General features: G+C 70.9%; 19 protein-coding genes and 3 riboswitches. Of the genes, 8 read left to right on the top strand and 11 right to left on the bottom strand.

Going from position 1 to position 18,141, the window contains the following annotated elements; all coding sequences use genetic code 11:
• A riboswitch (cobalamin riboswitch) is annotated at positions 1–183 on the top strand.
• 57 nt (positions 184–240) lie between these two features.
• The 3 genes from FK268_RS04500 to FK268_RS04510 are packed head-to-tail and all read left to right on the top strand — an operon-like array spanning position 241 to position 3,060.
• Positions 241–1,266, top strand: a complete 1,026-nt coding sequence (locus FK268_RS04500; RefSeq protein WP_146431484.1) for an ABC transporter substrate-binding protein — start codon at positions 241–243, stop codon at positions 1,264–1,266.
• 4 nt (positions 1,267–1,270) lie between these two features.
• Positions 1,271–2,296: a FecCD family ABC transporter permease gene (locus tag FK268_RS04505; RefSeq protein WP_146431486.1), complete on the top strand. Its 1,026-nt coding sequence runs from the start codon at positions 1,271–1,273 to the stop codon at positions 2,294–2,296.
• Positions 2,293–3,060 carry an ABC transporter ATP-binding protein gene (locus tag FK268_RS04510; protein WP_146431488.1) on the top strand — a complete coding sequence of 256 codons (768 nt, stop codon included), beginning with the start codon at positions 2,293–2,295 and terminating at the stop codon, positions 3,058–3,060. Before FK268_RS04505 ends, FK268_RS04510 begins: the two co-directional genes overlap by 4 nt.
• A 90-nt stretch (positions 3,061–3,150) precedes the next feature.
• On the opposite strand, the gene metE is transcribed toward FK268_RS04510, so the two are convergent.
• Positions 3,151–5,436: a 5-methyltetrahydropteroyltriglutamate--homocysteine S-methyltransferase gene (metE, locus tag FK268_RS04515; RefSeq protein ID WP_146431490.1), complete on the bottom strand. Its 2,286-nt coding sequence runs from the start codon at positions 5,434–5,436 to the stop codon at positions 3,151–3,153.
• Between the two features lie 158 nt (positions 5,437–5,594).
• A riboswitch (cobalamin riboswitch) is annotated at positions 5,595–5,750 on the bottom strand.
• A 120-nt stretch (positions 5,751–5,870) separates the two neighbouring features.
• Positions 5,871–6,104, bottom strand: a complete 234-nt coding sequence (locus FK268_RS04520; protein WP_166443440.1) for a DUF167 domain-containing protein — start codon at positions 6,102–6,104, stop codon at positions 5,871–5,873.
• Positions 6,105–6,145: 41 nt separating this feature from the next.
• On the opposite strand from FK268_RS04520, the gene FK268_RS04525 reads away from it, so the two are divergent.
• The gene (locus FK268_RS04525) at positions 6,146–6,748 is read left to right on the top strand and encodes a CHAP domain-containing protein (RefSeq protein WP_146431492.1); all 603 of its coding nucleotides are present in this window, start codon (positions 6,146–6,148) and stop codon (positions 6,746–6,748) included.
• Entirely contained in the window at positions 6,745–7,620 is an 876-nt protein-coding gene (locus tag FK268_RS04530) for a patatin-like phospholipase family protein (RefSeq protein WP_146431493.1), read from the top strand. The genes FK268_RS04525 and FK268_RS04530 overlap by 4 nt, the downstream gene beginning before the upstream one ends.
• Here FK268_RS04530 and FK268_RS04535 read toward each other — a convergent pair.
• The 7 genes from FK268_RS04535 to FK268_RS04565 all read right to left on the bottom strand — a co-directional run bounded on the left by FK268_RS04535 (position 7,601) and on the right by FK268_RS04565 (position 14,305).
• A complete protein-coding gene (locus FK268_RS04535) occupies positions 7,601–8,362 on the bottom strand; it encodes an IucA/IucC family C-terminal-domain containing protein (RefSeq protein WP_146431495.1) in 762 nt (253 codons plus the stop codon). The two genes, FK268_RS04530 and FK268_RS04535, sit on opposite strands and share 20 nt — an antisense overlap.
• Positions 8,359–9,153, bottom strand: a complete 795-nt coding sequence (locus tag FK268_RS04540) for an ABC transporter ATP-binding protein (RefSeq protein ID WP_158636036.1) — start codon at positions 9,151–9,153, stop codon at positions 8,359–8,361. Before FK268_RS04540 ends, FK268_RS04535 begins: the two co-directional genes overlap by 4 nt.
• Entirely contained in the window at positions 9,150–10,106 is a 957-nt protein-coding gene (locus FK268_RS04545; RefSeq protein WP_231706937.1) for a FecCD family ABC transporter permease, read from the bottom strand. The genes FK268_RS04540 and FK268_RS04545 overlap by 4 nt, the downstream gene beginning before the upstream one ends.
• Positions 9,998–11,347 carry an ABC transporter substrate-binding protein gene (locus FK268_RS04550; protein ID WP_231706906.1) on the bottom strand — a complete coding sequence of 450 codons (1,350 nt, stop codon included), beginning with the start codon at positions 11,345–11,347 and terminating at the stop codon, positions 9,998–10,000. Before FK268_RS04550 ends, FK268_RS04545 begins: the two co-directional genes overlap by 109 nt.
• Positions 11,348–11,388: 41 nt before the next feature.
• A riboswitch (cobalamin riboswitch) is annotated at positions 11,389–11,601 on the bottom strand.
• Positions 11,602–11,670: 69 nt separating this feature from the next.
• Entirely contained in the window at positions 11,671–12,945 is a 1,275-nt protein-coding gene (locus FK268_RS04555; RefSeq protein WP_146431501.1) for an aspartate aminotransferase family protein, read from the bottom strand.
• 5 nt (positions 12,946–12,950) lie between these two features.
• Positions 12,951–13,877: a phosphotransferase enzyme family protein gene (locus FK268_RS04560; RefSeq protein WP_158636037.1), complete on the bottom strand. Its 927-nt coding sequence runs from the start codon at positions 13,875–13,877 to the stop codon at positions 12,951–12,953.
• Positions 13,874–14,305, bottom strand: coding sequence for an Lrp/AsnC family transcriptional regulator (locus FK268_RS04565; protein ID WP_146431505.1), 432 nt, complete (start codon positions 14,303–14,305; stop codon positions 13,874–13,876). Before FK268_RS04565 ends, FK268_RS04560 begins: the two co-directional genes overlap by 4 nt.
• 81 nt (positions 14,306–14,386) lie before the next feature.
• On the opposite strand from FK268_RS04565, the gene FK268_RS04570 reads away from it, so the two are divergent.
• The 3 genes from FK268_RS04570 to FK268_RS04580 are packed head-to-tail and all read left to right on the top strand — an operon-like array spanning position 14,387 to position 16,136.
• Positions 14,387–15,052, top strand: coding sequence for an AzlC family ABC transporter permease (locus FK268_RS04570; RefSeq protein WP_146431507.1), 666 nt, complete (start codon positions 14,387–14,389; stop codon positions 15,050–15,052).
• Positions 15,045–15,371: a branched-chain amino acid transporter permease gene (locus FK268_RS04575; RefSeq protein ID WP_146431508.1), complete on the top strand. Its 327-nt coding sequence runs from the start codon at positions 15,045–15,047 to the stop codon at positions 15,369–15,371. The genes FK268_RS04570 and FK268_RS04575 overlap by 8 nt, the downstream gene beginning before the upstream one ends.
• Positions 15,372–15,392: 21 nt before the next feature.
• Complete coding sequence (locus FK268_RS04580) at positions 15,393–16,136, top strand: alpha/beta fold hydrolase (protein WP_146431510.1); 744 nt, start codon at positions 15,393–15,395, stop codon at positions 16,134–16,136.
• A gap of 62 nt (positions 16,137–16,198) precedes the next feature.
• Here FK268_RS04580 and FK268_RS04585 read toward each other — a convergent pair whose 3' ends face one another.
• Together FK268_RS04585 and FK268_RS04590 are read right to left on the bottom strand one after the other, a co-directional pair.
• The gene (locus FK268_RS04585) at positions 16,199–17,239 is read right to left on the bottom strand and encodes a DUF7544 domain-containing protein (RefSeq protein WP_146431511.1); all 1,041 of its coding nucleotides are present in this window, start codon (positions 17,237–17,239) and stop codon (positions 16,199–16,201) included.
• Between the two features lie 72 nt (positions 17,240–17,311).
• Positions 17,312–18,085, bottom strand: a complete 774-nt coding sequence (locus FK268_RS04590; protein WP_146431513.1) for a lysophospholipid acyltransferase family protein — start codon at positions 18,083–18,085, stop codon at positions 17,312–17,314.
• Positions 18,086–18,141: the final 56 nt, after the last annotated feature.

The following is an 18,141-nucleotide window of genomic DNA, read 5'->3' on the forward strand; positions in this document are numbered from 1 at the left end:
TAGGGTGATCCGTGCCAGCACGCCCCTGACCGGGGCGGGGAATCCGGTGCGAATCCGGAACTGACGCGCAGCGGTGAAGGAGTACGGCGCGGGCATTGCGCCACTGGAGTACCGACTCCGGGAAGGCGCCCGCCGCCGGTCGATCCCTCGAGTCCGAAGACCTGCTGGCCGCCGGGCGGCATCCGCCGCCCGGTGGTGAGCGGGCCCCGCGTTCCGGGCTCCGGACCGGAGGTTTCACCGATGATGACGCTGCGTCGCCTCGGCGCGATGACGATCGCCTGTCTTGTTCTGGCCGCCTGCGGCCAGAACAACGCCCCCACGGATCCGTCTACTACCGGCGGCGGGGCGTACCCCATTCGACTCGCGAACTGCGGGGAGACCGTCGCCGTCGAGAAGAAGCCCCAGCGCATCGTCTCACTCAATCAGAGTTCCACTGAGATCCTGCTGTCGCTCGGTCTCGCCGACCGGATGGTCGGAACCGGGACGTGGACCGATCCGGTCCTCCCCTCACTCGAGGCGGCCAATGCGAAAGTGCCCCGCCTCGCTGACAACTACCCGTCGTTCGAATCCGTCTTGAGCAAGGAACCCGACCTGGTCACGGCGTCCTTCACGAGCACTCTTGCGCAGGGAGGTGTGGCACCGCGCGAGCGCTTCGAGAAACTCGGCGTGCCGACATACCTCACACCCACCGAATGCGAGGGCAAGCGGGCCACCGGCGGCGACGGTACCCGGGACACACCGCTGACCCTCGACCTCATCTACCGGGAGATCACGGAGCTCGCTCGCCTCACCGATGTTCCCGCGGCCGGGGAGAAGCTGATCGCCGACCTCAAGGGCCGGGTCGGTGCCACTGAGTCCGGGGCGAAGGCCAAGGACGTCTCGGCGATGTTCTGGTTCGCCAGCGCGGAGTCCCCGTACCTCGCCGGATGCTGTGGTGCACCGGGCATCATCGCCAACACCCTCGGCATCAAGAACGTCTTCGACGACACGAAGGACGAGTGGCCGCAGATCAATTGGGAGGCCGTCGCCCAGCGCAATCCGACGGTGATCTTCGTCGGCGACCTGACCCGCAAGAGCGAGACGGCGGAGACCGCCGCCGCGAAGATCGCGTACCTGGAGTCGAACCCCGTGACTCGGGAGATGGACGCGGTGAAGAACAAGCGCTACATCGCGATCACCGGTGCCGCGATGAACCCGTCGATCCGCACCGTCTACGGCATCGAGGACGCCGCCGACGGGCTGCGCCGCCTCGGCCTGGCGGGCTGAGCCCGTGGCCGTCCGCGTGCGCGCGACGGCCGCCCCGGTCCTGTGGCTCGCGGGAGTGGCGGTCCTCGTCGCATCGATCGTCCTGGCGATCGTGGTCGGTCCCTCCGACGTCGGCGCGAGCGACGTCCTCGCGGTGGCGCGCGCCAAAGTCCTGGGCGGAGATTCGGGCCTGTCCCGGATCCGGGAGGGGATCGTCTGGGATCTCCGCCTGCCGCGCTCCCTGCTCGCCGCCCTCTGCGGCGCCGGCCTGGCGATCTCCGGGGCGGTGCTGCAGTCGCTGTTGCGGAACCCGCTCGCCGACCCGTTCGTCCTGGGCGTCTCGTCGGGCGCCTCGATGGGCGCCGTCACGGTGGTCGTGCTCGGCGTGGGGACCGGCACCGTCGGCCTGGCGGGCGGCGCCTTCCTCGGGGCACTACTCGCGTTCGGCCTGGTACTCCTCATGGCGCGCCTCGCCGGTGGGACGCTCGACCGCGTCGTTCTCGCCGGTATCGCCGCGACGCAACTCTTCGCCGCCCTGACCTCGTTCATCGTGTACATCGCGGCCGACGCGGAGCAGACCCGCGGTGTGCTGTTCTGGCTGCTCGGATCGCTGGCCTCTGCGAGCTGGACCGAGGTGGCGATGTGCGCCGCCGCGGTGCTCCTCGGCGTGGCCATCTGCCTGTACTACTCATCCGCGCTCGACACCTTCACCTTCGGCGAAGACGCGGCCGCAGCGCTCGGCGTGAACATCCGCCGCACCCGGATGCTGCTCCTGGTGACGACCGCGCTCATCACGGCGGTCGTCGTCAGCACCTCGGGCGCCATCGGATTCGTCGGGCTCGTGCTCCCCCATGTGGCCCGGGCCCTCGTCGGCGTGCGACACCGGGTCAGCATGCCGACGGTGGCCCTGCTCGGCGCGATCTTCCTGGTCTGGGTCGACGCGGTGAGCCGGGTGGTCCTCGCGCCGCAGGACCTCCCCGTGGGGGTCGCGACCGCGCTGGTGGGCGTACCGGCCTTCCTGATCATCATGATTCGGCAGGCACGCCGATGACACTGTGCGCGCGGGGCGCGAGCTGGGGCGTGGGCGCCCGCCGGATCGTCGACGACGTGGATCTGGAGGCCCGGCCGGGCGAGGTGGTGGGCCTGTTGGGTCCGAACGGCAGTGGGAAGTCCTCGTTGCTACGGCTACTCGTCGGACTCCGCCGGCCGGACTCCGGGCGTGTCGAACTCGACGGCGAGGATCTTGCCGGCATGTCCCGCCGCACAGCGGCGCGGCGGATCGCCTTCGTCGAGCAGGCCTCCGACACCGACCAGAACCCGACGGTCCGGGACGTCATCGAGCTGGGGCGCATTCCGCATCGCGCGGCGTGGTCCGGCACGTCGAGGAGCGACCGCGCGATCGTGGCCGCGGTCGCGGACGAGACCGAGCTGACCCCGTTGCTCGACGCCGGCTACCACACCCTGTCCGGCGGTGAGCGCCAGCGCGTGCACATCGCCCGCGCGTTCGTCCAGCAGCCCGAGGTGATGGTGCTCGACGAGCCGACGAACCATTTGGACGTCAAACATCAACTCGGACTGCTCGGACTGGTCCGTGACCGTGTCCTGGACTCCGGCCTCACCGCGGTGATGGCACTGCACGACATGAACCTGGCGGCGATGTTCTGCGATCGGATCGTGATCCTGCGCAGCGGCGCCGTCGTCGCCGACGGGACTCCCGACGAGGTCCTCCTCGCCGAGACGATCAGCGACGTCTTCGAGGTCCGCGCGACGGTCCACCACGACGACGGATTGCACATCCGGTTGCGGCGGAGCTGATCCCCTGAGGGTGCCGCCGGGGCAGGTGACGCCTACCCCGGCGGCGGTGTCCGGTTCCGGAGGCGCCCACTGCCTCTCGGAACCGGGGCCTCAGAGGCTCGCGCGGACCGCCTTGGCCGCCGCGACGAGGTTACGCAGCGAGGCCACCGTCTCCTCGGTGCCACGCGTCTTTAGGCCGCAATCCGGGTTCACCCAGAGGCGCTCCGCAGGAACGGCTTCCAGCGCCGCGCGGAGCGACGCCTCGACCTCGTCCTGCGCAGGCACGCGGGGTGAGTGGATGTCGTAGACGCCCGGCCCGACCTGGTTCGCGAAGCCCGCCTGGTTCAAGTCGTCGAGGATCTCCATGCGCGAGCGGGCCGCCTCGATCGAGGTGACGTCCGCGTCGAGGTCGGCGATGGCGCCGATCACGTCGCCGAACTCCGAATAGCACAGGTGCGTGTGGATCTGGGTGTCGTCCTCGACGCCCGAGGTCGACAGCCGGAACGAGCCGGTGGCCCAGTCCAGGTACGCCGGACGGTCCGCGGCACGCAGCGGCAACAACTCACGCAGGGCGGGCTCGTCGACCTGGATGATCTTCACTCCCGCCTGCTCCAGATCGACGGTCTCGTCGCGGATCGCGAGCGCCACCTGATCTGCGGAGTCGGCGAGCGGCTGGTCGTCGCGCACGAAGGACCACGCGAGGATCGTGACCGGGCCGGTGAGCATGCCCTTGACCGGCCGCTCGGTGAGGGTCTGCGCGTATGTGATCCACGAGACCGTCATCGGCTCGGCGCGACGCACGTCGCCGAAGAGGATCGGCGGCCGCACGCAGCGGGTGCCGTAGGACTGCACCCAGCCGTTGTCGGTGGCGAGGAAGCCGTCGAGGCGCTCCGCGAAGTACTGCACCATGTCGTTGCGCTCGGGCTCGCCGTGCACCAGCACGTCGATCCCGAGGTCCTCCTGCAGCTTCACCACGTCGGCGATCTCGGCCTGCATGCGGCGCACGTACTCGGCCTCGTCGATCCGGCCGGCGCGCAGGTCCGCGCGGGCGACGCGGATCGCGCCGGTCTGCGGATACGAGCCGATGGTCGTGGTCGGCAGGAGCGGCAGGCCCAGCCGCTCCCGCTGTGCGACAGCGCGTTCCGCCGCGACAGCACGGCCGGTTCCGGTCGCACGGATGTCACTCAGGCGGCCCCGCACGGCATCGTCGTGCAGGCGTGGATCGGCCGCGCGTGCGGCACGCACGGCGGCACTCCGCCCGAATTCGGCGGCCACCACAGGGCGCCCCTCGGCGAGCGCGCGGGACAGGACGACGACCTCGGCGACCTTCTCCTCGGCGAACGCGAGCCATGCGCGCACGCCCTCGGCGCCGGCGGGCTCGGGCGCGGTCTCGGCCGAGACGGTGTAGGGCACGTGCAGCAGCGAGCACGACGTGCTCACGGCCAGTGCCGCAGACCCGGTGAGGGTACCGAGCGTCGCGAGCGCGGCCTCGAGGTCCGTGCGCCAGACGTTGCGACCGTCGACGACGCCGGCGAGAAGCAGCTTGTCGGCGAGCGCCGGCGTCCCGGCGACGAGATCGACGGTGCTCGGGTCGGTCACCAGGTCGACGGCGATCGCCTCGACCGCGGTGCCGGCGAGCGCGGCGAGCGACGGGCCGGGCGAGCCGAAGTACGTGGCAACGGCGATCGCGGGACGCTCGGCCACCTCGGCCAGCTCCCCGTAGACCTTCGCCGCGGTGTCGGCGAGACCGAGACCCGCCTCGCTGACGAGTACGGGCTCGTCGAACTGGACCCACTGCGCGCCCTGAGCCGCGAGCCGTCCGAGCAGGTCCCGGTAGAGGGGCAGCAGCTCGTCGATGCGGGCCAGCGGATCGCCGGCGCCGTCGACGGCCTTGGACAGCGCGAGGAAGGTGATCGGCCCGACAACGACGGGGCGCGCGGGCACGCCCTGCGCGAGGGCCTCCGCCAGGTCGCCGAGGACCTTCTCCGGGTGCAGCGAGAAGCTGGTGGCGTCCGAGATCTCGGGGACGAGGTAGTGGTAGTTCGTGTCGAACCACTTGGTCATCTCGAGCGGCGTGACCTCGGCGTTGCCGCGTGCGGCCGCGAAGTAGCGGTCCACCGGGTCGGCGATCGCAGCGACGCGGGGCGGCAGTGCGCCGAGCAGTTCGGCGGTGTCGAGGATCTGGTCGTAGTAGCTGAAGGTGTTGGTGGGCACGGAGTCCAGGCCGGCCGTGACCAGGCGCGCCCATTCGTCGCGCCGCAGGCCTGCGGCGGTCGACTCGAGATCGGCGCGGCTCACGGAGCCCTTCCAGTAGCCCTCGATCGCGCGCTTGAGCTCGCGGCGGGGGCCGATGCGGGGAACACCGAGAACGGTGCGGGTGAAGTTCGGTGCGGTCACGGGTGGACCGTTCCTTTCGTGCGTAGCGGGCGGTGACCGCCCGTCCGGACGCACGTACGCACGACGACGAGCCCGCCTGCCGACGTCTCGTCCTCCTGCGGTCGCACGCCCATTCCGCGAGGCGGCACACCACCGGACGCGGCGCGTCCGGTACAGCGGGCAGGTATTCGGACTCGCAGGCCTCGTACTCGTTCCTACCGGTCGCTGCTTCCCAGACCGAGGGTCCAGTGCGTCATCGCGACTTTCGTTCCTGCTCACCGCTGCGGGACAGTCCCGGATTCCCACCGGGTTCCCTCTTCACGTCGCGGCGCACCGCGCGCTTCGATGCCGCGTCCGAGGCCTCGGGCGGCAGACCAGCTGCACCCCCAGCATGCCACTCGGTGCATGCGTGCCGCGCGCGGGCACCTGCGAGTGCCCGCCGGAGCGGCGCGCGATCAGTCGTCGACGGCGAACCGCTTGAGCCTGCTCGTCTGCCCCGCGATCAACCGCACGCGGGACTTCGGCACGCCGAGGTGGGCGGCGAGCAGGCCGACGGCCGCCCTGTTCGCCTTCCCCTCGGTCGCGGGCTCGCGGACGAACAGGGTCAGCGCACCGTCGTCGCCGATCTCGACGACGGGCCCCTTGCGGCTCCCCGGCTTGATCGTGCAGGTCACGATGTGCGGGCTCATCGGTCCATGATCGCATCCGGCTCATTGCGTACGGTGGATCCATGGGGCTACGGAGGATCGGACTCATCATCGCGGCGGTGTTCGCGGCGCTGGTGGTGATCGCCGGTGGTGCGATCTGGTTGTCGACGGCGCACGAGACGCCGCTCTCCAGGCATCTCCCCACCGAGCTCAAGCCGAGGGTCTTCCCCACCGTCAGCACGGCGGGCCTCGATCCGTCAAGGGTTCGCATCATCGAGAATCTGCGACAGGAGTTCGCCGAGAATCGGCCGGGCACGGCCTTCTCGGAGGGTGTCGAGGAGCCGTGGTGCGCGGACTTCGTCTCGACGGTGCTCCGCGATTCCGGACTGCCGCTGCGCAATCCCAACTCCGGGACGTGGCGCATTCCCGGCGTGTACACCCTCACGGAGTACTTCCAGAAGGCCGGAAAGCTCCGGTCCGCGACGGCGTATCGTCCGGTGCCGGGCGATGTGGTGCTGTACGCGCCGGAGCATCCGGTGATGCGCCAGCACACCAACTTCGTGGTCGCCGTGTCGGGCGACGAGGTCACGACGATCGGCGGCAATCAGGAGGGCGGGATCAGCGCCTGGACCTACCGCCTGACCGAGACCTCGGGCCTCGTCGGCTACGGGGTGCCGGTCGGATGACGATGCTGGATGCCCTGCGGGCTCGACTCGCCTCGGGCAGCGTCCCCGGACAGCGGTCCGACGGTCTGCGGATCGCCGTGTGCATCGAGGGCGGCGGCTCGCGCTCGGCGTACTCCGCCGGCATGGCGATCGCCGTGGACGAGCTCGGCCTCCTGCCCGCGATCGACGCGGTGTACGGCACCTCCGGCGGCGGCCTGAACGCCGCGTGGCTCGTCTCGGGCGAAGGCCGACGGTGGCTGCCCTCGTGGGGCTGGGAGGACGTCCTGGCCGAGCGGGTGGTGCATCCGCGCCGGGTGCTGCGCGGCGGGGTCGTCGTCGACACGCGCCGACTCGTGGAACGCGTCTACTCCGACGTCACGCCGATGAACTTCGACGCGATCCTCGCCAGCCCGATCAGCTTGCATCCCTTGGCTGTCGACGCGCACACCCGCCGGGTCGCGGACCTCGCGCCGTTCATCACCGATGCCGCGACCCTGCGGACCGCGCTGCGCGCGACCACCGCGCTCCCCCTGCTGGCCGGCCCGCCCGTGCGGCTCGGGGGCCGCGAGTTCCTCGACGGCGGCCTCGCCGAGAAGGTCCCGCTGGCGACCCCGATCGAGCAGGGCGCGACGCACCTGCTGGTGCTGCGCACCGTCGAAGCGGATGCGGCGCCGCGTTCCTCGCGCGCCGAGCAGTGGATCCTGGACGCCTACTTCACCGCGCGCAGGGCTGCGCCCGCGCCGGACCCCGTGGTGCCCGGCGCGGCGGAGGTGCTGCAGGTGTGGGTCCCGTCCGGTAGCCCCGCCGTCGGGCGGCTCTCGAACGACGGTCCGCTGATCTCCCGCGCCGTGCAGATCGGACGGGACGCGGCGTTCACCGCTCTGCGCGCATAGCCTCGAGGTAGCGGGCGGTGCGCTCGTCCGGCGTCAGCCGGGAGCACCACGAGCAGTACTTGCCGTCGGGAGCCGCGTACCAGTGGCAACAACTCGAACGGTCGTACTGCAGGCGCGGCCCCCGCGGGCCGTCCACCGTACGGAACGTCCCACCGCGCGCGAGACGCGGATCCGCGGCGAGGAAGAGCTCGGCAGCGCGGACCACGTCGTCCCCGGGATAGCGCGCGGACAGTGTCCGGAAAGCGCCGGCGAAGCCTGCGGCGGCGTTGCCGAGGAGGTTCGGCATTCCCGGACCGCGAGCGGCACTGAGCGCTCGGGCGACGGGAACCAGATGCGCGTCCAGCACGGTCCGCAGCACACCGCCGACGCCGGTCCCGTCGACCGTCCGCGCCTCGCGCAGCTCGATTCCGTCGGGCGTACCGCCGACGAACCGGATCACGACGTTCCCGGCGGACAGGTCGAGCACAGTGCCATGGCGGTACCAGGCGGCCACCGCGACACCGCACACCCGGTGGCTGTACCGCTGGAAGACCAGCGAGGCAGCGTGACGGGCACGCGGCATGCGACGGAAGTCCGCGTGCAGGTCCGCCATGCGCACCGCCTCGCCCGAAGTCGCGTCAGCGAGACGCGCGGCGCTGAAGCGGACCGCATCGCCGTCGGCATCGCCGGGCCGGACCGTCCGGATCCGGAAGGGCTGCCCCAGTCCGTCCACGTCGTCGAGGATCCGCTCGAGCCCGCTCATGACGCCCCTCCCCGTCGTCGGGGAAGGACGTACCGGGCGCCGTCGATCTCCGCGACGGTGGCGACCGGCCCGTACAGGCTCCGCACGAGGTCGTCGGTGACGACGCGGTCCGCCGCTCCCTCGTACAGGATCCGCCCGTCGGACATCACGGCGAGTCGATCGCAATGGGCCGCTGCCAGGTTCAAATCGTGCAGCACGACGAGCACCCCCGTCCCGGTATCGGCGAGCCCGCGCAGCAGATCCATGATCTCCACCTGATAACGCAGATCCAGATTGCTCACGGGTTCGTCGAGAAGCAGGTAGGGGGCCGCGCCCGCGAGCGCACGGCCGATCAGGACACGTTGTCGTTGGCCGCCGCTCAGCTCGGTGGCACGGCGCAGCGACAACCCTCCGAGACCGAGTTCCTCCGCGATCGTGACGGCGCGCTCGAATCCATCGGCCCCGCGCGGACGCGTGTGCAGCCCGAGCGCGATCGATTCGACGACGGTCAGGGCAGGTGCCTGGACCGTGTCCTGTTGGGGAACGTAGCCGAGAAGCCTCGCCCGGCGCGCGGGTCGCGTCCGCGTCGTGTCCGTCCCGTCGACCGTGACCCTCCCCGCTCGTGGTGTCAGGACGCCGACCACCGACTTCACCAGGGTCGACTTGCCGCACCCGTTCGGGCCGATGACTCCGACGATCTCACCGCGGCCGACCATCAGGTCGACGTCGCTGATCGCCGGGGCACCACGACGACGGTGAGCCGCGACGAGGCCCTCGATCCGCAGCCCCGATGTCGTCGGCTCCGCGCTCACCGCCGTGCCCATCGGCCCTCCCGGAGAATCAGCCAGAGGAACATCGGAACCCCGACGAGCGAGACGACGATCCCCACCGGCACGATCACGGGGCTCAGTACCAGCCTTCCGGCGAGGTCCGCGCCCAGGACCACAGCGGCGCCGACGATTCCCGCGAGCGGGAGCCGGTATCTCTCGTCGGCGCCCACGAGCATCCCGGCGATGTGCGGCGCCACCAGACCGACGAAGCCGATCACACCGGTGACGCTGATGATCGTCGCGGCGACACCGGTGACCACGAACCCCGTCTCGAGCCGTAGCCGGCGGACCGGGACACCGAGCGCGATCGCCGCCTCGTCACCCGCGGCGAGCCGCTGGAACCGGCGTGCGTTGGCGAGGGTGTGGACCCCGGCCAGGGCGACGACCACGGTGATCACGCCGATCCGGTTCCAGTCGCCCCTGCCCAGGTCACCGAAGGTCCAACTGACGATCGCCGAAAGCGCACGTTCATCGGCCACGTACTGCATGCCGGCGGACAGCGCCGCGAAGAGGTAGCTGATGGCGATGCCCGACAGCACGATGGCGGTCGGGCCGAGCCGGGCGGCGGACGCTATCCCCACCACGAGAAGCGAGCACAGGCACGCCATGACGAACGCCGATGCGATCGTCGCGGCGGTCGCCGAACCCCCGATCGTGAAGGCCCCCAGGATCGATAGCGCCGCCCCGAACGCCGCCGCGTGCGAGATCCCTGTCGTGAACGGACTCGCCATCGGATTCCCGGTGATGATCTGCATCCCGCAGCCGCACCAGGCGAGCCCTGCCCCGGCCACGACGGCGAGCGCGATCCGGGGCAGTCGCAGGTCGATCAGCGCCGACCACTCCAGCCAGTCCAGCGGCCGACCGAGAGAGCCGCCACCAGGGAGGACGGTCGCGAGCAGGCGCCGCGAGCTGATGTCCGTGACGCCGTGCACCACGCCGAGCCAGGCCAGGGCCACCGTGACCAGTACCGCTGCCACGAGGATCGCCCGCTTGCGCCAGCGCCAGCGGGCGAGCGCCGCGACGTCGTCCGGCGCGGGGCCCGCGGTCGACGGCGCGTCGGTCGAGGTAATCCAGCCGCGGGCACGCGGAAGGTGTGCCCTGCGACGAACGGCATCCCCTGTGTCGCCAGCCATTCGGTGAACACGTGATCGGGGTCGATGTCCTTCATCTGCTCCGGATACAGCCACTTCGCGAGGTACACGGTGCCCACCGCCTTGCCCAGCCCGCCGCCCGCGAAGCCCGTCATCAGGTACACATCGCCCGCGCGGACCGCCTTCAGCTGCGGCCATCCGGTGCGGGCGACCATGTCCGCACCGATCCGCGCGAACTCTCCGTCCTCGGGCGGTGTGTAGCGCCCGGTGTTCTTGAGCGCCCCACCCGACGTGGTCTTGACGATCAGATCGGGATTCGCCTGAAGGATCTTCTCCGGATCGACCGTGGCGCCCTTCAGCGTCGGATCACCGAAGACGTTGACCCCGCCCGCGGAGACGATCATGTTGTGCCAGCCGTCGTTCGAGGTCCCCGGGATCGCCGTGGTGTACGGGTCCCCGTACTCCCAGTAGACGGTCTTCTTCGGGTTCTGTGAGCCCACCCGCTCAGTCACGGACGCGATGGTCCGCTGGAAGAAGTCGGTCACCCGCTGCGCCGCGGAGCGATCACCGAACGCCTTGCCGAGAATATCCATCTGCCCCGGCAGCTTCGCGTTGTCCCACCCCGTCACGACGAGCACTTTGATCCCCGACGGCGCCAGCTTCTGCGCGTACTCGTCCGCTTTCGAGTTGCGGGGCAGGATCAGCACGTCGGGGTGGAGGGACGTGACCTTTTCGAGGTTGAGATCGTCCTGCCCCTTACCGATCACGTTCGCCGGGTCGAACATCGGCCAATAGGCACGGTCCTGGGCGGTGTTCAGGTCCACGGACACGACGCGGTCGATCTTTCCCATGGCCCGGATCAGCTCACTGTTGTAGCGGTTCGCGACCACCGCGCGCTGCACGGGGCCATCGAGTTCGACGGTGCGCCCGGCGTCGTCGACGAGACTGATCCGCGGCGTCGCGGAGACGCTCGAAGGTCCGGGCCGATCCGGTGCGGAGCAGGCGGATACGGCGATCGCGAAGCCGGCGAGCAGAGCGACCAGGACGCGGGGCATCACCCGCCGCGCGGGTGAATCGGTATTCATGTTTCTTCTCGGCTCCTCGGCCTCACGGTTCGCGTCGTCGCTCCTGCGCCGACGTACCGGCAGGTCTTCGGACTCGGGGCGCTTCCTCGTGATCGAGGTCTTCCTCCGCCGCCGCTTCCCGGGCCGCAGGCCCAGTGCTCGATGGCGACGTCGTTCCCACTCACCGCTGCGGGACAGTTCCGGATTCACACCGGATTCCCTCTTACGACGACCGCCGTGGTGCTCGCGGCCGAACCGGTGAACGGAGCATATCGGACGACCGCGTCCCGCCGGACGCGGTTCTGAGGGAGAGTCCCTCCGGCACGAACTGCGGGCTCCGCCCCCTACCCCCGCAGCGCCCCGTCGAGGATCTCCAGGCCCTCGTCGATCTCGGCGTCTGTGGCGGTGAGCGGCGGCGCGATGCGGAAGATCGAGCCCATGCCCGGCAGCTGCACCACGTTCATGTGCAGGCCCCGCTCGTAACAACGCTCGGTGACCAGCCTGCCCAGCTCGTTGGCCGGCTCCTTGGTCTCCCGGTCGGTGACCAGCTCGATGCCCTGCATCAGTCCGCGGCCGCGGACGTCGCCGATGGCCTCGTGCCGGGCGGCCAGCTCGTCGAGCCCGGCGCGCAGTCGCGCACCCCGCGCCGCGACGGATGCGGCGACACCGTCGTTCAGCACGTCCAGCACCGTCGTGGCGACCGCGGCCACCATCGGATCGCTCACGTGCGTGGTGAAGAAGAGGAAGCCCCGCTCGTGGCACACCCGCTCGATCTCCGCGGAGGTCACGACGGCCGCGATGGGCAGGCCCGCGCCGAGCGTCTTGCTCAGGGTCAGGATGTCCGGCACGATGCCGTCGCGCTCGAAGGCGTAGGCGGCGCCCGTGCGCCACAGCCCCGTCTGCGCCTCGTCGACGATGAGCAGCATGCCCCGCTCCTCGCACTTGCGCTTGAGCGACGCGAGATAGCCGACAGGCACGTCGATGATGCCGCCCGACGACAGGATCGGCTCCACCAGGCACGCCGCGAGCGAGCCCGTGGACTGCGCGTCGATGAGGTCGAAGCCGAAGTCCAGCTCGGCCTGCCAGTCGTACTTGCCTGCTGCGTCGACGAACCGTGAGCGGTAGGCGTTCGGTGTGGGCAGCGCGAAGTTGCCCGGCGCCGTGGGGCCGTAGCCCTTGTGGCCCGAGGAGTAGGTGGCCGCCGCGGCGCCCGCCGTCATGCCGTGCCAGGATTTCGAGAAGCTGACGATCTCGTGCTTGCCCGTGTACAGCTTGGCCATCCGCAGCGCGGCCTCGTTGGACTCCGCGCCGGTGGTCAGCTGCAGCACGTGACTCAGGGGCTCCGGCAGGGTGGTGGCGAGCCGCTCGGCGAGTGTCACCACCTGCGGCGAGAGCATGCCCGAGAACAGGTGGTCCAGGGTCGCGATCTCGCGCTGCACCGTCTCGACGATCGCCGGATGGCTGTGTCCCAGAATGGCACTCATCTGGCCGGAGGTGAAGTCCAGCCAGCGGCGCTCCCCCGAGTACACGTACGTGCCCGCGGCGCGATCGATGGGCAGGGGCGCGAAGGTGCCGCCGTAGCGCACGACGTGCGCGGCGACCGATTCCGAGAAGCTCACCGGCCTCACAGTAGTCGTCCGGCCAGGTACCGGGAGGCCAGTTCGACGGTGCCGTCGGCGAATCCGGGATCCGCCTCCAGTGCGTGCCCGTGCGTGCCCAGCCAGCCGAGCAGCTGCAGGCGGCGCAGCAGCACGAAGTCGGGCAGGAGGTCGACATGCGCATCCGGCAGGGCCCGACGACGCCGGTAGGCCGCGGTCCACGCCGCTGCCCATTCCGGCAGCCGCGGATCGGTCTCCACGAAGGACGCGGCCGCCGCGAATTCGAAGAGGTGCCAGCCGAATCCGGCGTCGTCGAAGTCGATCACGGTGAAGCCCTCGCCGGGCGTGATGAGGTTCGCCGCCCGCAGGTCGCCGTGGATCAGGCCGAACCGATCAGGGGTGCGACCGAAGGCGTCCACCCGCTCCGCGACGCGCTCGGCCGCCGGCGCGATCGCCCGACGGTGCGCCTCCCCCACCGCGAGCCCGTCGCGCCAGGAACCCCAGCGCGGCCGCGGACCGATCGTCTCCGCCAGTCCCCAGGTGAACCGCGTGAACGCCGCGGGCCGCCGCCAGGCCTCGGCGTGGTCGTGGAAGGCACCGGCGATCTCGCCGAGCGCGGCGAAGTGCGCGACGTCGAGGGCCTCGTCGGGCACGGGGCCGCCGGGCAGCTCGGCGAACAGGACCGCGCGGCGCCCCGTCGGTGGATCGATCAGTACCCCGCTCAGCGGCTCGACCACCGGCACCGTCGTGTCCCGGCGCAGGGCAGCGATCCAGGCCAGCTCGGACTCGATGGCCGCGTCGCCCACGTAGCCCGGCCGGTGCAGCCGCAGCACCGCGGGCCGCTGTCCGCCGCACACCCGGAAGGTGGCGTTCTCGCTGACCAACAGGGGTTCCACGGTCGCGCCCGGCCAGGCACCGTCGGCGATGCGCTGCGCGATGCTCAGATCGCTCACTTGACCACCTTCATCGTCATCCGGGAGTCCACGCGCACGATCGCCGGATCGCCCATGAGGTGCGTGGTGACCCACTTCTCGTAGGCGTCGAGGTCCGCGACGCGGACGCGGATCACGTAGTCGGGCAGGCCGAACATGCGGCGCACCTCGATGACCTCGTCGAAGGAGGCGATGCGCGCCTCGAAGGCCTCGACGGAGGCGCGGTCGTTGGCGGAGAGGTCCGCGTGGATGAGCACCTCGAAGCCGCGGCCGAGCGCCGCGGGGTCGAGGACGGCGGTATAGCCGGTGATCACGCCGTCGGCCTCCAGGCGCCGCACGCGACGCAGGCACGGCGCGGGGGTGAGGCCCACGCGCTGCGCGAGTTCCTGGTTGGTGAGCCGACCGTCGCGCACCAATTCGTCGATGATTGCTCGGTCCAGGGCATCCATCTATCAATCATTGCTCGAAACAGGCTCTATCTCAATATTCTCGCAAGCACATTGCGCACAGTGCGAAATAGAATTGTCGCCATGGGAGTTCCGTCGAAGGTCGCCGTGGTGCAGCTGGGCCTGTTCGTACTCGGCATCGGCCTCGGTGTGGTGGTCACGGGCAACGGCCTGCCGTGGTGGATCGCGCCGGTGCTGTCGATGGCGGTGTACGCGGGCTCGGTGGAGTTCCTGCTCGCCGGACTGCTGGCCGCGGCGACGCCGCTGGCCGCGATCGCCGCGACCACCTTCCTGGTGAACTCGCGCCACCTGTTCTACGGCCTCACCTTCCCGCTGGGGCGCATCCGCAGCCGGGTCGGGCGGGCCTACGGCGTTTACGCCCTCACCGACGAGGCCTACGCCCTGGTGAGCACGGCACCGTCGGCCACGATGACCGGGCCGATGATCCTGCGCACCCAGGTGGGCCTGCACGTCGCGTGGGTGAGCGGGTCCCTGGTGGGCGGGCTCGCGGGCGGCGCCTTCCTGCGCGATGTGCCCGGCGTCGACTTCGTGCTGACCGCGCTGTTCGTGGTCCTCACGCTGGACGCGCACCCGGACCGCACGACGCTCGCTCTCACGCTCTGCGCCTGCGCGGTCGCACTGGCCGTCGCGCCGGGGGCGATGCTGCTCGTCGCGATGGGCGGCTTCGCCGGGCTGCTGGTGATGCGCCACGTCCTGGCCCGCCGGACGAAGGAGGCGGCGCATGCCTAGCACCGGCTACCTGCTGGCGGGGATCGCGATCGCGGCGGCGGTCACCCTCGCGCTGCGGCTGGCGCCCTTCGGCCTCGCCTCGGCGCTGCGCGACTCGCCTCTGCTCGCCGACTTCGGGCGGTGGATGCCCGCGGGCGCCGTCGTGGTGCTCGCCGTCTACTGCATGGCGCAGGTGGACTACGCGGCGCCGGCGCACGGGCTGCCGCAGATCGCGGGGGTCGCGGCCACAGCCGCGGCGCACCTGTGGCGGCGCAACGCGGTGCTCAGCATCGTCGCGGGCACGGCCGTGTGCGTCGCGCTGAGCTACGCACTGGCCTGACCGTGCTGGCACCATGAACTGATGCGCGAGGAGACCATCACCGCCGGCGACGTGCGGCTGCGGGTGCAGCACCGCCGCGTGCCGGAGCCGACCGGACCGCCGGTCCTGCTCATCCACGGCATGGCCGCGGATCACCGCACCTGGCGGCGCACCGTCCGCGCCCTGAACGCCGCCGGGCGCGACACCGTGACCTACGACCAGCGCGGCCACGGCCGCAGCGATCACAGCCCCGAGTACCTCCTCGACGAGCTCGCGCAGGACGCGGAGCACGTCTCGCGGTACGCGGGCCTCGAGGAGTTCGACGTCGTCGGGCACTCCCTCGGCGGCCAGGCCGCGCTGCGGCTCGCGTGGCGCCTGCCCGACGGTGTGCGCCGCCTGGTGCTCGAGGAGATGCCGCCGGTCGCGCAGGAGGACTCGCAGCTCGCGGAGTCGATGGACCTGCCGCTCACGCCGCGGCGGGTGTGGCTCGGGATCAAGCAGGTGGTGCAGACACCGGGCGCGCTCTCGCGGTTCGACGGCACGATGATGGACTCGGTCTCGCCGCAGTTCCGGCCCGATCCGGCGTGGTGGGAGCGACTGTCGACCACGCCACAGGAGACGCTGGTGATCTCCGGCGGGCCGCGCGATTTCCTGCGGCCCGAGTACCTGCGGCTGGTCGCCGACGCCCTGCCGCGCGGCGAGTACCTGGAGTTGCGGGGCGGGCACACGGTGCACCGGGAGGCCACCGCCGCGTTCGCGCGGGCCGTGCTCGACTTCCTGGCCTAGCCCGGCAACGGCGAAGCCCGCCCCACCATGCGGTGGAGCGGGCTTCGTCGTGGAGCGGCCGACTACGGGGTCGGCGGTGCCACCTGGCCGCCGGAGAGGCGACGGTAGGCGTAGGTGATCAGCAGCGCGGCCAGCGGGCCGGTGAACAGCAGGCCGATGCCGCACAGGCAGGCGCCGACGATCACGAGGAGGACCGCGATGATGTACGCGACGATGGAGTTGCCGATGTCGCGCTGGATGATCGCGAAGCCCTGCTTGATGCCCTCGATCGCGGGCAGGCCGCGGTCCACGATGACCGGGATCACGAACACCGTCAGGAACGAGATCACGATGCCCACGACGTATCCGAGGATCGGGATGAGCGCCAGGACGTTCGTCACAACCGCGATGATCACGCCGGCGATGATGACCTGGCCGAGGTTGCGGGGCTTGAAGAACGAGCCGATGTCCACCTGCTTGCCGTCGGCGATGTCGAGCAGCCCGCTGTAGAGCGACGCGAAGACGATGGACGAGAGGACCTGCGTGATCAAGCCGACCAGCGCGAACCCGAGCATCGCGCCGACGCCCGTCGCGCTGTAGGCGAAACCGCCGTCGATCGACGTGGTGGTGCCGGTGAGCGACGCGACGAGGTAGCCCAGCGCGCCACCGACGACCGAGACCACCAGCGCGTACACCAGGACGGCGACGACGAGAGCAAGTGCGTTCTTGCTGAACTTGTTCCAGGCCCAGGAGAAGGCGTCACCGATGTTGAAGGGCTGCTGGCCACCGAACTGCGGGCCGCCGAAGCCGCCACCGGGCGGGGGCGGGAATCCACCCTGCGGCGGAGGCGGGAAACCGCCCTGGCCGCCCTGCGGGGGCGGGAAGCCCTGGCCGTAGTCGCCGCCCTGCGGCGGCGGGAAGCCCTGGCCGCCTTGCGGAGGCGGGAAGCCCTGGCCGCCCTGCGGGGGCGGGAAGCCACCGGCGGGCGGCGGCGGGAAACCGCCCTGGCCGTAGCCGGGCTGCTCCGGGTGTCCCCCCGGCTGGTATCCGCCCTGCTGCGGATCCTGCGGGTTCTGCGGGTAGCCGCCCTGGTTGTCGCCAGGGTAGTTCGGCGGCTGCGTCATGGTCTCCTCCTCGGACATGAACGATCCCGGCAAACCTACCAACAGGTCGTGACACACACCATAGGTGGCTTCTCAGCCGTCGTCGCCCCGGCGTTTCGCCTCACGCTCGGCCCGCCGGCGCGCGAACTCCTCCTCTTCGAGCCGGAGCGCCTCGTCGGGCGGGGGCGCCGCGCCGCCCAACCGTGCGGGTACCCAGTCCTCCCCTGCGGGAGCGGGGAATCCGCGCTGCGCGCGGTCGAGCGCCTCCGACATCGCCGATCGCAACCGGGCAGTCAGGGCGACGGGGTCGTCACCGTCGGGCCGCAGCGGCGCACCGACCTCCACGACGACGGGGAAGCGGTGCCTGCCGATGCGGCGCTGCGTGCCCTTGGACCAGATGCGCTGCGTGCCCCAGACGATGACGGGGACGATCGGCACGTTCGCCTCGATGGACATGCGTGCGGCGCCGGACTTGAACTCCTTGAGCTCGAAACTGCGGCTGATGGTGGCCTCGGGGTAGACGATCACCGCCTCACCGGCTTCGAGCGCCGCGACGGCCTCGTGGTAGCTCTCCGCGCCGTGCTCACGGTCCACTCCGATGGCGCCGCAGTGCTTGATCAGGAAGGCCATGATCCTGATCTTCTTCAGCTCGGCCTTGAGCATGTAGCGCGGCCAGCGACCGGCGCGCTTGGCGGCGAGCCCCGCCTCGAGGAAATCGACGTAGGACGTGTGATTGACCGCGAGCAGCACTCCGCCGGACGCCGGGATGTTCTCGAGTCCGCGGTAGTCGACCCGCAATCCCTGCGCCCCGATGATGCTCTTCGCCAGAACCAAGACCACTTGATAGACGGGTTCGCGCCGCGCCATCACACCCCCTGCATTCGTCCCTTGAGCCGAGGATACGACGGCACGGCGCGGACCGT

The organism is Tsukamurella sputi (assembly GCF_007858445.1).
Classification (GTDB): domain Bacteria; phylum Actinomycetota; class Actinomycetes; order Mycobacteriales; family Mycobacteriaceae; genus Tsukamurella; species Tsukamurella sputi.